General features: G+C 52.4%; 12 protein-coding genes. 5 read left to right on the top strand and 7 right to left on the bottom strand.

Annotated elements, in window-relative coordinates:
• Nucleotides 1-16: 16 nt before the first annotated feature.
• The 3 genes from ACYVJQ_RS16890 to ACYVJQ_RS16880 all read left to right on the top strand — a co-directional run bounded on the left by ACYVJQ_RS16890 (nucleotide 17) and on the right by ACYVJQ_RS16880 (nucleotide 3,579).
• A complete protein-coding gene (locus ACYVJQ_RS16890; protein WP_460894285.1) occupies nucleotides 17-1,279 on the top strand; it encodes a competence/damage-inducible protein A in 1,263 nt (420 codons plus the stop codon).
• 177 nt (nucleotides 1,280-1,456) lie between these two features.
• Complete coding sequence (locus tag ACYVJQ_RS16885) at nucleotides 1,457-2,821, top strand: dihydrolipoamide acetyltransferase family protein (protein ID WP_460894284.1); 1,365 nt, start codon at nucleotides 1,457-1,459, stop codon at nucleotides 2,819-2,821.
• A gap of 206 nt (nucleotides 2,822-3,027) precedes the next feature.
• On the top strand, nucleotides 3,028-3,579 hold the full coding sequence (locus ACYVJQ_RS16880; protein WP_460894283.1) for a hypothetical protein: 552 nt from the start codon (nucleotides 3,028-3,030) through the stop codon (nucleotides 3,577-3,579).
• Between the two features lie 95 nt (nucleotides 3,580-3,674).
• Here the strand turns inward: ACYVJQ_RS16880 and ACYVJQ_RS16875 are convergent, their stop codons facing one another.
• Both ACYVJQ_RS16875 and ACYVJQ_RS16870 read right to left on the bottom strand, forming a co-directional pair.
• Nucleotides 3,675-6,308 (bottom strand): valine--tRNA ligase, encoded by a 2,634-nt coding sequence (locus tag ACYVJQ_RS16875; protein ID WP_460894282.1) that lies wholly within the window; start codon nucleotides 6,306-6,308, stop codon nucleotides 3,675-3,677.
• A 288-nt stretch (nucleotides 6,309-6,596) separates the two neighbouring features.
• A complete protein-coding gene (locus ACYVJQ_RS16870) occupies nucleotides 6,597-6,947 on the bottom strand; it encodes a 4Fe-4S dicluster domain-containing protein (protein ID WP_460894281.1) in 351 nt (116 codons plus the stop codon).
• A 124-nt stretch (nucleotides 6,948-7,071) separates the two neighbouring features.
• On the opposite strand from ACYVJQ_RS16870, the gene ACYVJQ_RS16865 reads away from it, so the two are divergent.
• On the top strand, nucleotides 7,072-8,091 hold the full coding sequence (locus ACYVJQ_RS16865; protein WP_460894280.1) for an acyl-CoA reductase: 1,020 nt from the start codon (nucleotides 7,072-7,074) through the stop codon (nucleotides 8,089-8,091).
• 142 nt (nucleotides 8,092-8,233) lie between these two features.
• Nucleotides 8,234-8,533 carry a hypothetical protein gene (locus ACYVJQ_RS16860; protein WP_460894279.1) on the top strand — a complete coding sequence of 100 codons (300 nt, stop codon included), beginning with the start codon at nucleotides 8,234-8,236 and terminating at the stop codon, nucleotides 8,531-8,533.
• Nucleotides 8,534-8,627: 94 nt separating this feature from the next.
• Here the strand turns inward: ACYVJQ_RS16860 and ACYVJQ_RS16855 are convergent, their stop codons facing one another.
• The 5 genes from ACYVJQ_RS16855 to ACYVJQ_RS16835 form a co-directional block, all read right to left on the bottom strand.
• A complete protein-coding gene (locus ACYVJQ_RS16855; protein ID WP_460894278.1) occupies nucleotides 8,628-9,491 on the bottom strand; it encodes a nucleoside phosphorylase in 864 nt (287 codons plus the stop codon).
• Nucleotides 9,492-9,618: 127 nt separating this feature from the next.
• Nucleotides 9,619-10,587 carry an oxygen-dependent tRNA uridine(34) hydroxylase TrhO gene (gene trhO / locus ACYVJQ_RS16850; protein WP_460894277.1) on the bottom strand — a complete coding sequence of 323 codons (969 nt, stop codon included), beginning with the start codon at nucleotides 10,585-10,587 and terminating at the stop codon, nucleotides 9,619-9,621.
• Nucleotides 10,588-10,817: 230 nt separating this feature from the next.
• A complete protein-coding gene (locus ACYVJQ_RS16845) occupies nucleotides 10,818-11,450 on the bottom strand; it encodes an acetyltransferase (RefSeq protein WP_460894276.1) in 633 nt (210 codons plus the stop codon).
• Nucleotides 11,451-11,613: 163 nt separating this feature from the next.
• Nucleotides 11,614-12,909, bottom strand: a complete 1,296-nt coding sequence (locus ACYVJQ_RS16840) for a hypothetical protein (protein WP_460894275.1) — start codon at nucleotides 12,907-12,909, stop codon at nucleotides 11,614-11,616.
• A complete protein-coding gene (locus ACYVJQ_RS16835; protein ID WP_460894274.1) occupies nucleotides 12,906-14,201 on the bottom strand; it encodes a DUF2851 family protein in 1,296 nt (431 codons plus the stop codon). The genes ACYVJQ_RS16840 and ACYVJQ_RS16835 overlap by 4 nt, the downstream gene beginning before the upstream one ends.
• Between the last annotated feature and the right edge of the window lie 18 nt (nucleotides 14,202-14,219).

The raw sequence follows: 14,219 nt of genomic DNA, 5'->3' as shown, positions 1-14,219 counted from the left end.
AAATCAAGCCAAATAAATGGAAAAAGAAATATCGGCAGAAATCATTACCATAGGCGATGAGCTACTGTATGGCCAGGTGATTGACACTAACAGCGCCTGGCTGGGTCAGGAACTGGGCCTTATTGGGGTTAGGGTTCGGCAGATCACCAGCATCTCTGATAACCCGAAGGCCATCAAAGACGCCCTCACTCAAGCCCTCTCCCGCGCCCAGGTCATTCTCATGACCGGCGGACTGGGGCCCACCAAAGATGACCTGACCAAACACACGCTGGCCGAGTACTTTAACACGGAATTGCAATTGCACCAGCCGTCCTTAGACGATGTAGAAGTCATTTTCAGGAAATACAACCGGCCTATGCTGGAGGTCAACCGGCAGCAGGCGTTCCTGCCAGCTACCTGTACCCCCATCCGGAATCCCCTGGGCACCGCGCCCGGCATGTTGTTTGAAACCCAAGGTGCCTTGGTCATCTCTATGCCCGGTGTGCCCTTTGAGATGAAGCGCATGGTCACAGACACGGTCTTGCCCCGCCTGCAACAGCAATTCAGCCTTCCTAAGATCATCCATAAGATCATCCAGACCATTGGCGTAGGCGAGTCTTTCCTGGCAGAGGCCATTGCCGACTGGGAAGACAACCTCCCCGAAAACCTGAAACTAGCCTACCTCCCTTACCTGGCCGGCGTGCGCTTGCGCCTGACTGGCCTCTCAGATGGCGTGCATGACCTGGAAACCCAACTGCAGGAACAGGTTGACAAAGTAACCAAGCTTATCCCAGACGCTATTTTCGCCTACGGCGAAGTCTCTTTGGAAGAAGCCATCGGTCAGCAGCTGAAAGCCAGGAACCTGACCCTGGCCACGGCAGAAAGCTGCACCGGCGGCTTGGTGGCCCACAAAATTACCAGCGTACCCGGCAGCTCGGCCTATTTTACGGGCAGCGTGGTGGCCTACAGTAATGCCGTGAAGACAAAACAGTTGGGTGTTTCCGAGGAACTGCTGGGCCAGCACGGCGCCGTAAGCGAGGAAACCGTGAAGGCCATGGCCCAGGGCGTTCGCCAGTTACTGCAGACAGATATTGGTATTGCCACCAGCGGTATTGCCGGGCCAGACGGCGGCACCCCCGAAAAGCCTGTGGGCACCATCTGGATTGCCTACGCAGATGCCCACCAAACCGTGGCCCGCAAAATAAGCTACAACAAAACCCGCCTGCTCAATATAGAGTACACGGCCTTGCAGGTCTTGAACCTGGTGCGGCAAAGTTTACCTGCCCACGTGGCGGGATAACCAAAATTTTCTAATTTTGCCTAACAACGGTTAGGTTACCCAAATCTGAAGGCAGATAACAGAAATCCTTTTTCTGTTTTTATGTACCTTGCATAGAACTGAGTACCTTTCGTTTTTAACCCGCCCAGAAAACCTGTTTTCTGGGTGCGCTAAACTGATAACTGAACTACTGACAATATGGCCCTTGTAGAAATGGTGATGCCCAAAATGGGCGAGAGTATTATGGAAGGTACCGTGCTTAAATGGTTGAAGCAAGTTGGCGACACCATTGAGCAGGACGAATCTGTGCTGGAAGTGGCCACCGACAAAGTGGACACCGAAGTGCCCGCCATTCAAGCCGGTGTATTGAAAGAGATCCTGGTACAGGAAGGACAGGTGGTAGCCGTAGGCGCCCCTATTGCCATCATCAGCACCGGTGGCGATGACCAGCCTTCTGCCGCTCCGGCTACTGAACAGGCTGCCCCTGCTGCCCAGCCTACCACCCAACCCGCCGCTCACCCCGCCGAGGCACCCCAGGCCACAGCCCAAACCTCACAACGTCTGGAACAACCCGCCTCCGGCCGTTTCTACTCCCCGCTGGTAATGAATATTGCCCGCGAGGAAGGCATTACCATGCAGGAACTGGAGTTTGTACCCGGCACCGGCAATGAGGGACGCGTGACCAAGAAAGACATTCTGGAATACGTGGCCAACCGCCAAAGCGGAAACGCTCCTGCGGCAGCTCAACCAGCCGCCGCGCAGCCACAAGCGCCGGCCCCGCAGGCCGCGCCGCAACAGGCAGCACCTGCGCCTGCCGCTGCTCCAATACCAGCCCCGGCCCAGTCTTACAGCGGTAACGTGGAGATAATTGAGATGGACCGCATGCGTAAGATGATCTCGCAACGCATGGTAGACAGCAAGCGCATCTCTCCGCACGTGACCTCGTTTGTGGAAGCAGACGTGACCAACATTGTGAACTGGCGCAACAAAAACAAAGATTCTTATAAGAAGCGCGAAGGCGAGAACCTGACCTTCACCCCTATCTTCATTGAAGCCATTGTGAAGGCCATTAAGGACTTCCCAATGATCAACGTGAGCGTAGACGGCGACCGCATCATTAAGAAGCGTGACATCAACATTGGTGTGGCCGTGGCCCTGCCAAGCGGTAACCTGATTGTGCCCGTGATTCACAACGCTGATCAGATGAACCTCAACGGCATCTCCAAGCGCCTGAATGATCTGGCCAACCGCGCCCGCATCAATAAACTAACCCCAGCTGATCTGGCTGACCCTACCTACACCGTTTCTAACGTGGGCTCTTTTGGCAATGTGATGGGTACGCCTATCATCATGCAGCCGCAGGTGGCTATTATGGCCGTTGGCGCCATTAAGAAGAAGCCAGCGGTCATTGAAACGCCAGAAGGTGACTTGATAGGCATCCGGCAGTTCATGTTCCTGTCGCACTCCTATGACCACCGCGTGGTAGATGGTTCATTGGGCGGTATGTTCGTGCGCCGCGTAGCCGATTACCTGGAAGGCTTTGATCCTAACACCGCTATTTAATTCGAAGATTTGAAATTTGGGATAAGCCTTGGCTGTTCCACGTGAGAAAGCCTCTCCTTTTTTGGGGAGGCTTTTTTGTTGGCCTGTTTTAAGCCTGTTTTCTTAAAAACAGGCTTAAAACAGGAATTACAGAACCTGCCCCGGCAGAATATAGTAAAAGCCTTATCTTGCCGCGGCACATTAATGCCCCTTCACGTAACACACCTATGAAAAACGCATTATTTCTGATCTTACTTGCCTTTCTTTTATTCCTGGCCATCTTCTTTTACTGGAAGCAAAGCCAGGCTGAAAGCGAGCTCACCATGGCCAACGAGAAAATCACCAGCCTGGAACAACAGGTACGGCGCTATACCCATGTTACGCAGGTAGACACCGCCTACATGCCCACCCAGTCTACTCAGCCAGAGATGGGTGATACCCTTCAGGAAGAAGAGGAAAGAATCATTCCCCCGGCCTCTACCCAATTTGAAGACGAACTGGGCAGCCTGAGCGAGGCAGATATTGCCCGCCTCAAACGCCAGGGCCTCAAAAACCCCGAAGCGGATTTGATGAACGACCTTATGCGCAAGCAGAAAACCGTGCTGAACGCCTCTGGTTCCGTGGGCGGCACCATGGCCATTCGGGACATTCGGATTTTGAACGACCACTACGCCCTTGCCTACTTTGAAGACGGACACAACGGCGGTCACATGATCCTCCGTTACACCGTGAAAAACGGCGCCGTCACCTGGACCCGCCTGGACTCGTACACTATGTAACGTTTTGAGGCAGTTTTCAGAAAAACAGGCTTAAAACGAAAAAGGGGCTGCTCCAAATGGAGCAGCCCCTTTTTATGTAATTATATGAACAATCCCTATTCCATCGGCAAGGCCGACAGACTTTGCTCCAGCGCTGCGATTTTAGCCTCAGCGTCTGACTGCTTTTTGCGTTCCGCGGTGAGGACGGCCTCTGGGGCGCCGGCCACGAAGCGCTCGTTGCTCAGTTTTTTCTCCACGCTGGCCAGGAAGCCTTTGGTATAGTCCAGTTCCTTGAGAATACGTTCCCGCTCGGCGGCGGCGTCAATGGTGCCCTCCATCGGGATGAAGAACTCAGAGCTGTCTACCACAAAAGAAAGGGCGTTGTCCAGTTGCTGGTCGGTTTCCTGAATCTCAGAGAGGTTGGCCAGTTTGCCTACCAGGGTCTCATACCCGGCAATGGCGTTCTTGCCGTCTACCATGCGCACGTGCAGGGCCAGCTTTTTGGCCGGCGAAAGGTTCTTGCTGTTACGCACGTTCCTGATTTGGCCCACCACGGTAAGCACGTACTCGGTCTGCTTGAGCAGATCGGCGTCAATGCGGCCTTTCTCTGGCCATGATGCTACCACCAGGCAATCTTTTGCCGTACGCTCTTTCATGCTGTTCCAGATCTCCTCGGTGATGAACGGCATGAATGGGTGCAACACCTTCATGAGTTTCTCCAGGTAGCCGTACGTGGTCTGCAGCGTTTCAGGATCAATTGGTGACCCGAAGGCCGGTTTGATCATCTCCAGGTAATACGAGCAGAAATCGTCCCACACCAATTTATAGACCGTGAGCAGAGCATCTGAGATCCGGAACTTCTCAAAGTGGTCTTCCAGCACGTTAAGGGCCTCATTGAACTTGGAGTCAAACCACTTAATGGCTTTCTCGTTCGGGTTTGGCAGGGTCTCGTCTACTTCCCAGCCGTTGATGAGCCTAAAGGCGTTCCAGATCTTGTTGCTGAAGTTACGGCCCTGCTCGCAGAGTTTCTCGTCAAACAACAAGTCATTGCCCGCCGGTGAGCTGAAGAGCATGCCCGCGCGCACGCCATCGGCGCCGTACTGCTCAATAAGCACGAGCGGGTCCGGGGAGTTGCCCAACGACTTGGACATCTTGCGGCCCTGCGCGTCACGCACAATACCGGTGAGGTACACGTTCCGGAACGGCAGCTCCTTACGGAACTCATACCCGGCCATGATCATACGGGCCACCCAGAAGAACAGAATCTCAGGGGCGGTTACCAGGTCATTGGTGGGGTAATAATACAGGATGTCCTCGTTGTCTGGGTCCTTGAAACCGTCAAACACCGAGATGGGCCACAGCCAGGAAGAGAACCAGGTATCCAGCACATCTTCGTCCTGACGCAAATCTGTTAACTGCAGCTGCGGATTGTTGGTCTTGACACGGGCTTCCTCTAAGGCTTCCTCGGCGGTGCGAGCTACCACAAACGTGCCGTCTGGCAGGTAATAGGCCGGAATCTGCTGACCCCACCACAGCTGACGAGAGATACACCAGTCATGCACGTTCTCCATCCAGGAACGATACATGTTCTTGAACTTGGGCGGGTGCAACTTGATGGTGTCATTCATGACATTCTCCAGGGCCGGCTTGGCCATCTGGTCCATCTTGCACCACCACTGCATGGAGAGCTTCGGCTCAATCACGGCATCGGTACGCTCAGAGAAACCAACGTTAGAAACGGAGTCCTCTACCTTCTCCAGCAGACCTTTGGCCTCCAGCTCTTTCGTGATTTTCTTACGCACCACAAAGCGGTCCTCGCCCACGTACAGGCCGGCGCGTTCATGGATGGTACCGTTGTCGTTCAACACGTCAATGCTAGGCAAGTTGTGCTTCTGGCCCAACTCATAGTCATTGATATCATGCGCCGGGGTCACCTTCAATACCCCCGTCCCGAACTCGCGGTCGACGTACTCGTCAAAGATGATGGGAATAGCACGGTTCACTAATGGAATAATGGCTTTCTTGCCGGCCAAATGCTTGTAGCGCTCGTCTTCGGGGTGCACGCAGATGGCCACGTCACCCATGATGGTTTCGGGGCGTTTGGTGGCCACGGTGAGCACCTCGTCTGAGCCTTCAATGCCGTAGCGAAGGTAATACAGCTTGCCGTTCACCTGCTTAAAATTCACTTCCTCGTCTGAGAGGGCGGTAAGGCCCTGGGGGTCCCAGTTCACCATGCGCACGCCGCGGTAAATCTGGCCTTTGCGGTACAGGTCCACAAACACTTCAATCACGGCTGCCGTCAAATCTGGCTCCATGGTGAAGCGGGTACGGTCCCAGTCACAGGAGGCGCCCAGTTTCTTGAGCTGCTCCAGGATAATGCCGCCGTATTTTTCCTTCCACTCAAAGGCGTATTGCAGGAATTCCTCACGGGTGAGGTCACTTTTGTTGATGCCTTTCTCCTTGAGCATGGCCACTACTCTGGCCTCGGTGGCGATAGAGGCGTGGTCGGTGCCTGGTACCCAGCAGGCTTCCTTGCCCTGCATACGCGCGCGGCGCACCAGCACGTCCTGGATGGTGTTGTTAAGCATGTGCCCCATGTGCAGCACCCCCGTCACGTTGGGCGGCGGAATGACTACGGTGTAAGGCTCTTTCTTAGGATTGGGTTTTGACTTGAAGAAGCCGCGTTCCAGCCAGGTGGCGTACCACTTGTCTTCTACTTCTTTGGGGTTATATGTTTTAGGAATTGACATCTTGGATAATGTGCTAATGGGTTAATGGGCTCAGGTGCTACCGGTTGCCCGTACTGCTCCTGTGACATGAAGCTGCAAAAATAGCAAATTACAGGATGTGCGCCCTTAGTTCTTGGAAGATAGTCTGGAGGAGTGGTGCGTTTTAGGGGTGTTTTTAAGAAAACAGGCCCAAAACAGATTAGCGGTTTCTTTCTAAACAGTTGGCAACTCCATATAACGCGTAGCTATACATAAGAAAAGCCCGCTAGAGGGCGGGCTTTTACTCTTTTACTTGTATTAACGAGCCTATTAGCTGGCAGCGTGCAGCCACTCTTTCTTGGCCAACAGGTCTTCCTCGGCCTCACGGTAGTCTGGGTCATCAACGCAGCAGTCAACCGGGCACACGGCGGCGCACTGGGGTTCCTCGTGGAAACCAACGCACTCGGTGCACTTGTCTGAGACAATGTAGTAGAATTCATCTGAGATGGGGGGCTGGGGCGCTTTGCCGTCTACGGTTTCGCCGCCGTCAATCTCTACTTTGGTCAGAGAGGTACCATCTCCCCAGGTCCACTGCACACCACCTTCGTAGATAGCCGTGTTGGGGCACTCCGGCTCACATGCGCCGCAGTTGATACACTCATCCGTTATCATTATCGCCATAATCGTATCTCCTGTTTCTTTTTAGTAATTTTGCACCGGCAACCGGTACGCCATTCCGCGGGCAAAAGTAATACTTAGCGCGCATTGTATCAAACGTTTCTCACGTTTCCACTGTTACTCCTTCATGCTATCTTTCAAAAATAGACTTTCCGCATTCATCAAATTAGGCGATTATTTACGGCATTTACCCCAGGAGGAACCCGAGTACCTGGCCAGACGGGCCGGGCAGCACAATAACTTCTTTGACCTACCAAATGTTTCGGCGGCCTTGGACGGCATTGCCCACATGCTGCAGCCAGAGCAACTGGAGAACTGGGTAGCCCAATATGACATCCCTGAAACGCAACCCAACCCTAAGAAAGTAGGTGTAGTCATGGCCGGCAACATTCCGGCGGTGGGTTTCCATGATGCCTTGTGCATCTTGCTCTCGGGCCATATTCTGCTGGCCAAGCCTAGTTCAGATGACCCGTTTTTAGTGAAACATCTCCTAGACAAATTGATTGAGCTGGACGACCGCTTTGGCACGCAGGTACAGTTTGTGCCCATGCTCAAGGAATCTGACGCCATCATCGCCACCGGCTCAGACAACACCGCCCGTTACTTTGAGTACTACTTTGCCAAGCGGCCGCACATCATCAGAAAAAACCGCACCAGCGTGGCTGTGCTTACCGGTCAGGAAACCAAGGAAGAGCTTTCCGCCTTAGGCGATGACATCCTGCGTTACTACGGTTTGGGCTGCCGCAACGTGGCCAAAGCCTACGTGCCCGAAGGCTATGATTTCACGCCCTTCTTTGAGGCCCTGGAATACAAGAAAGACGTGGTAGACCACCACAAATACCGCAACAACTATGACTACAACAAGTCTATCCTGCTGGTGAACGGCGTGCCGCACCTGGACAACGGCTTTTTGATGGTCACCGAAAGCAAACAACTGGTCTCCCCTATCTCGGTGCTGTTCTATGAAACCTACGTGAATGACCAAGACCTAAGGGAGAAGCTGGAGCAGGTGCAGGAGAAGCTGCAGTGCGTGGTTTCCAAGGAAGGCGTTTGGGAGAAAAGCTTCGCGTTTGGCCAGGCCCAATGTCCCGCGGTAAGTGATTATGCAGACGGGGTAGATACCCTGGAATTCCTTTTAACATTGTAGGCTGTTTCTAGCCTGTTTTTCTAAAAACTGCCTTAAACCAGACTTTTAAGGCAGTTTTTTTATTTAACAGATAGCTGAATTACGTTGACTGTCGTTTTAAGGGAATATCAAATAATTTTTCATTTACCCTAATTAACTCGTTTTGGAAAATACCGCATCGTCATACCCTTTGGTGGAAAAAGAAATCATTCCGGAGCTTCAATTCAGTACCCAGGATGTGCTTCCAGACCAAGACGCCCGGAAGAAACGCCTGCATGACCTGGAACGGGCCAGCCTGCTGGGCAATGGCTACCACGGAAAGGTAGAGATCACGTTTCAGGTGGCCTCTGGCGAAGTACTTAGAATGCAGACCACCATCTGGCAAGCCGACAAGGAATTCACTTCCCTTAAATCTGGCGCCTCTTTGCCTACCTCTTCTATTTTGGGGGTGGAATTCTTTTAATTACTTTCCTGGCTCTATGCAGGCCTAGCCCATACAAAACAAAATGCCCCGGTCTCTCCACCGGGGCATTTTTACTAAAGCAAAGTCTATTTGCTTAAATTCTGTTAAGCACCTTTAAAATCAGGTCATCAATTACCTCTTCATGGTTGGCGGCAAACTGGTTGGTGATGCGGTTGGCAACTATCGCGTTTAAGGACAGTACCTCATGGCCCAACAAGCGACCCAGGCTATACATACCGGCCGTTTCCATCTCAAAGTTGGTCAGCCGCACGTCTTCAAACCTAAAATTGCTCAGTTTCTGGATTACGTTTTCAATCTTGGGCTGCAGCCGAAGCAATCTACCCTGCGGGCCATAGAAGCCAGGACAGGTAACCGTGTTGCCGTGAATCATGTCAAAACCTAGTTGCTCGCGCAACAGGTCAGAGCCTTTGGCACAGTAAGGCAAAAAGCCCATACCTAAGGCTAACTGCAGGTTGACCGCTATCTCAGTCTCATAACCGGTCTCCATGAGTGGGTAAAACTGCATGAGGGTGTCCAGGCCCAGGGAGTACTCGGTGGCTAGGTGGGCCCCCAGCGGCACGTCTTCCTGCAAAGAGCCCGAAGTACCAATACGCACTATTTTCAGGGAAATGCGGTCTTCCTGCTCCAGGGCCTCGCGGCTCACGAAATCAATGTTCACCAGCGCGTCCAGCTCATTGAACACAATGTCAATGTTGTCTGTACCTATGCCCGTAGATACCACCGAAATGCGCTTGCCTTTGTAATACCCGGTATGGGTCACGAACTCGCGCTTGGCCACCTGCACTTCTATGGAATCAAAGTGACGGCTCACCCGGGCCACGCGGTCCTGGTCACCTACGGTGATGATGGTGTCAGAGATCTGCTCAGGCAGCAGGTTAAGATGGTAGATGCTACCGTCTGGGTTCAGGATTAATTCAGACTCCGGAATGCGGGCCATAGTGGTAAGGTGCTAGGTGGAACAATGAAAACAGACCAGGCTTTCCTGACCTGAGTAAGCAGAAAAGCGCCACTCCTGCTGCCGGCAGGCAACTCGTGGCGCTTTTTCAAGGAATATATCTTTCTCGCTACAGGGCCTTGGGCTGCTCCGTCTTGCGGCGGTTCAGACCTTTGTACGGGTTGTAGCCGTTGGTGTTCTTCTGGTAATAACCGGTGCCGTCATACGGCCGTTTGTCTGGATGTTCCTGACAGGTGGTAGAGCAGGCGCCGTCCATTTTGGTGCCGCAGCTCTCGCAAATGGGCACGTGCAGGTTACAGTGCGGATTGGCGCAGTTCACCATCCTGGCCGAAGGCGTTTCACACACGTGGCACCGGGAGATGACCACCGGGTTCACGGTATTCACGTCTACGGCCACGCGGTTGTCAAACACGTAGCACTTGCCTTCAAAGTCTTCGCCACCGGCTTCCATGCCGTATTTGATGATGCCGCCGTGCAACTGGTACACGTTCTCGAACCCCTTTTCCAGCAAAAAGGCGCTGGCTTTCTCGCACTTGATGCCGCCGGTGCAGTAGGTCAGGATTTTCTTGCCTTCGTACTTTTCCTTGAGCTCATCTATCTTCTCCGGGAACTCCCGGAAGTTCTCAATGTCCAGCGTAACGGCGTTCTTGAACTTGCCCATGCTGTGCTCATAGTCAGAGCGCACATCCAGCACCACCACATCGTCCTGGTCTTTCATATCCCGAAACTCCGTAGGTGACAAATGCACGCCGGTGCGCTCGGTGGGGTCAATGTTACGGAGGCCCGCATGCACAATCTCGGGCTTATGGCGCACGTGCAGTTTGGTGAAGGCGTGGGCATCTGCGTAGTCTACCTTAAAGTCAATGCCCTCAAAACGGGGATCAGCTTTTACGGCGGCCATATAGGCCTCACAATCCTCGGTCAAGCCCGAAACGGTTCCGTTCAACCCTTCGGGCGCGACAATGATGCGGCCCAGCAGGTTCAGCTTCAAGCATAGCAAATGATGCTCCTCGCGGAAAAGCTCCGGGTCTTCAATCTTGGTGTAGTGGTAATAGAGTAAGATACTGTAGGTTTTCATACGTGCTTAGTTTCAGACTAAGTGTAGTTAATGTGCTAATTTGTTAATATGCTGATGTGCTAATTCTGGAAACACCAGCGTTTTTGTTTTGGTGCGAATTTACAGAAAACAGCCTGTAAACAGAAAATGACCTTTGTCAGTTCTGAGTCGCTGGCCCTAAGTTCTGAGTCTTGATATTTCAAGATTTCACTAGGCCTAAATCTTGTGTCTTATGTCTTGGATCTAAAAACCTAAACGGCCTTGGCCGGATTTCCGAAAACGGTTTGCTTGGCTGGAACATCGGCGATTACCACGGCGCCAGCCCCTACACGGGCGTTCTTGCCAATTTTCACCCCGGAGACTATTACTGCCCCGGTTCCAATAAAGGCTCCTTCGGCTACGGTCACGCCCGGATTGATCATGGCACCAGGGCCTAACTGCACGTTGTCTTCCAGCACCGCGTGGGCGTCTACTACCGCTCTGGACCCGATGAGGCAATTCTCACCGATCTTGGCGTTGGCATTCACAATAGCCCCCGCTTGGATGAAGTTACCATGGCCCAGCCAGGCGTGCTCAGACACATAGCTGAATTTATGAATGGCGTTCACCGGTACCACCTGGTAGTCTTCTTTCAGCATTTTCACTAGGCTCTTACGGGCGGCCATGTCCTCAGCGGCCACAAACACGTCGCATTTCTTGCCCAGCAGCTTCAGGATCTTCTCATCCTCGGTGTTACCCATCACTGTGATTTCATTCACTTCTTTCTGTTGCAGCGCTACCTGGTCATCCAGGAAACAATACACTACCACGTCATTGCTCTGGAAGGCGTCTAACGCCAACACACCTAGTTCTTGGGCACCTAATATAATTACAGGATTCTGCATAATCTTCTTCGGGTTAAATAGTTACATGGCCTGATTCCTTTAAAGTAAAAGACCCTGAGTTTTTCCCTCCATAGGGAAAATGATCTGCGTTTTGAACCTGTTTTTGAAAAAATGGGCTTAAAACAGAACAGCCTGCAAAAATAGGTAAAGAAAACGGAATAGGTTAGCCCCGCCGCCTGATTAGCCCATTGAACCACATCTGCCAGGGTCCCCAAGTGAGCACCACCATTAGGAAAAACGGCAGCAAAGGTGCCCGGTACCTAAAAAGTGTACCCAGATTAGGCGTGGGCAGCGATATGAGCACCGCCCCAATGAAAAAGAATGCGAGCAATATGGCCAGAAATCCCGGCAGGCGGGGCCATTGCCTTTTGTACAAAAGGAAAAGTATAGTTACGAGGACCAGTACCAGTAAAAGTAAATTTTCCACCCCAGCCATCTTGTAGAACAAGGGCGCCGGTTCCCAGACAAACGGCCGGAATACCATTTGGAACACCGCCTCAGGCGCGTGCTTGACAACCGACCAGAGATTTTCCTCTAGGCCCCGTAACAGCAACAGTGGTTTAGTTGGATCAGATTTTGCCAGCAGGTTCCTGTAATTCCAAACAATATGCCGCGCAAAAAAATCCAGGTTGAAGGTGGGGTGCGCAAAGGAGGCCACAAAGGTGCCTATTGCCAGTAACGCTCCCCAAGCTAGTAGTTGCCTGCCCTTCGGCTGCAACCAATTTACCTGCTTAGTTAACCATAGCATCAATAGCCAGGTAAAAAGGAGCACTAAAATTACCACAGCCAGAAAAAACTTGATTTTCCAGAGAAGATACACGCTAGCTATCAGAAGGATACAATTGCGAAGTCTGACTACTTTTTCTTCGGTCTTACTTAGTTGCAGCACCAACCCTATTGTAAGGCAGAGGCTTCCCATAAACACACTGTCTTTGGAAACGCCACTCGTCCAGAAAACTACTGAGGGGAAAAACAGAAATGCAATAATTGCTCCGGTGCCATACGCTGGAAAGTAACGTTGCAACTTGTCTATTAGATACCAACATCCCCAGAAACTAAACAAGGAGAGATATAATCCACTGCCTAAAAAAGAGCTTCCGGTCAGGAAATGGAGAAGGCTGAGCAGTTTAATAAAGAAAAAGGAATTGGAATAGCCCGGCCATCGGGAGAACCCAATGGGCATTTCTCCTACCTCATTGAAAAGCAGTAACCGTATGTATTGATTTGGATCTTCCTGGGCTGCTGCCTTAACCGCACTTGCTTGTTGATGGAACAACCACATATCCCCTCCGCCAAAATACTTCTGGTAGATATATCCCAGCAACACGCCAGCTGTCAATTTAAGCAACAGCGCGGGCCAAAAGAACCGCCGTAATACCTGGTTTTGCCGGGCCTGGGACCAGAGGAGATAAACCAACAGAAAGAAGAAAGGAAGATGCAGCCAGTTCAGCAGGTTCATGCGGGTGATTGGTTCTGTTTCAGCAGGCGGTGCCCGATGCTGCAATGTAAGCATTTCTTGGGAGCACAGTAGTTTTGGTATAGGCCCAACAAGGCCTGGGAGTCAGCGGCGCAGGTGTGCGGGAAGCCCAGGCCCGCAAACAGGCGGGTGATTTTATTCTGCTCTTTGGGAAGGTTTTCCAACAAGGCCACCGCCTTTTCCTGGGACCCGACATTGTCCTGGAGGCGGCTGTAGGTCATTAGCAGTGGGCCTACTATATTGATCAATAACCCCTGAATACTTTCCTCCCCAATTCTTTGGTGTGGTTGCGCCGCCGTTTTGCCGGGTGCATAGTGTTGCTGCCAATACAAAGGCGGGGAATGCCTGAAATAAATTAAAAATTCCTCTAAGGATTCACACGCCACCAGGTCTGCCCAGAGATGATGGTGCGCCTGCAGCACCGCCAACCACTGCCCTACCCGTACCGCTGGGAAATTAGCAGGCCTGAGCCTCAGGTAATTCCAGGCGCTTTGGGGCAAGGGAGCAGGCAAACTATGTTTCTGAGTGAGGTAGTAGTGCTCCAAAGCCAGATTTTGTAAATAGGCATCCCTGTGGTCTGGCGCACCCAACAAACCGGCCTGACCGTAAATTAAGGCTTCCAGTTGCGACGGGGAGTGCCGGTAACGGGTAACGAGCCTCAACGGTACCAATTGGGTAAGTTGGGTAAAGCCTTGTTGGTTGATCTTGAACCCGAAGCCCGCCGCCATGGTCTGGTACACCGTGCTTTCCCAGTCCTGCCGGGTTTGAGTGAACCGCTCCAGTACCAGATCTGCCTTTTGTTCCAGCCTTTCCAGCAGGGTCTTATCCATCATGGCAGATTTGTAGACGGGGTTCACAACGGACGCCTGCCCGGCGCAAGGAATTTCCTCCTGGCTCCAGAGCAGTTCCTGGTAACGGGCCTGCAAAGGTAAATCCACTCTACCACGCAGCTCCAGCGTAGGCATTTCAGACCCTTCCTCCCTCTGCACTTTCTCATCTTCCTCCCACACCACATGCAATACCACCTGGTTGTATTTGCCGTCTTGTTGGTGCCGGTGCCGGCGCCAGTCAGAAGCCAGCAGATGCAGTTCCACGCTGCCTACCCATTCCGTTTGGCCCACCAGGAGGCGGGCGCCCGAAAAGTCTGGTCCGGCATCTGCCCGGTTGTAGAAACCCGGGTGCAGGACTACTACTTCCTCCCCTGCAGTGGTGCACAAGTGGTCTTTTAGGAAGTATTGATGGCGCCAGACGTAGTGAAGGAAATCTTCTTTCATAAAAGCAGGAACAGCCTT

It is taken from the genome of Rufibacter soli, from assembly GCF_054781795.1.
The sequence above is the reverse complement of the archived record's forward strand: the minus strand, read 5'-3'. Positions and strand labels throughout refer to the sequence as shown.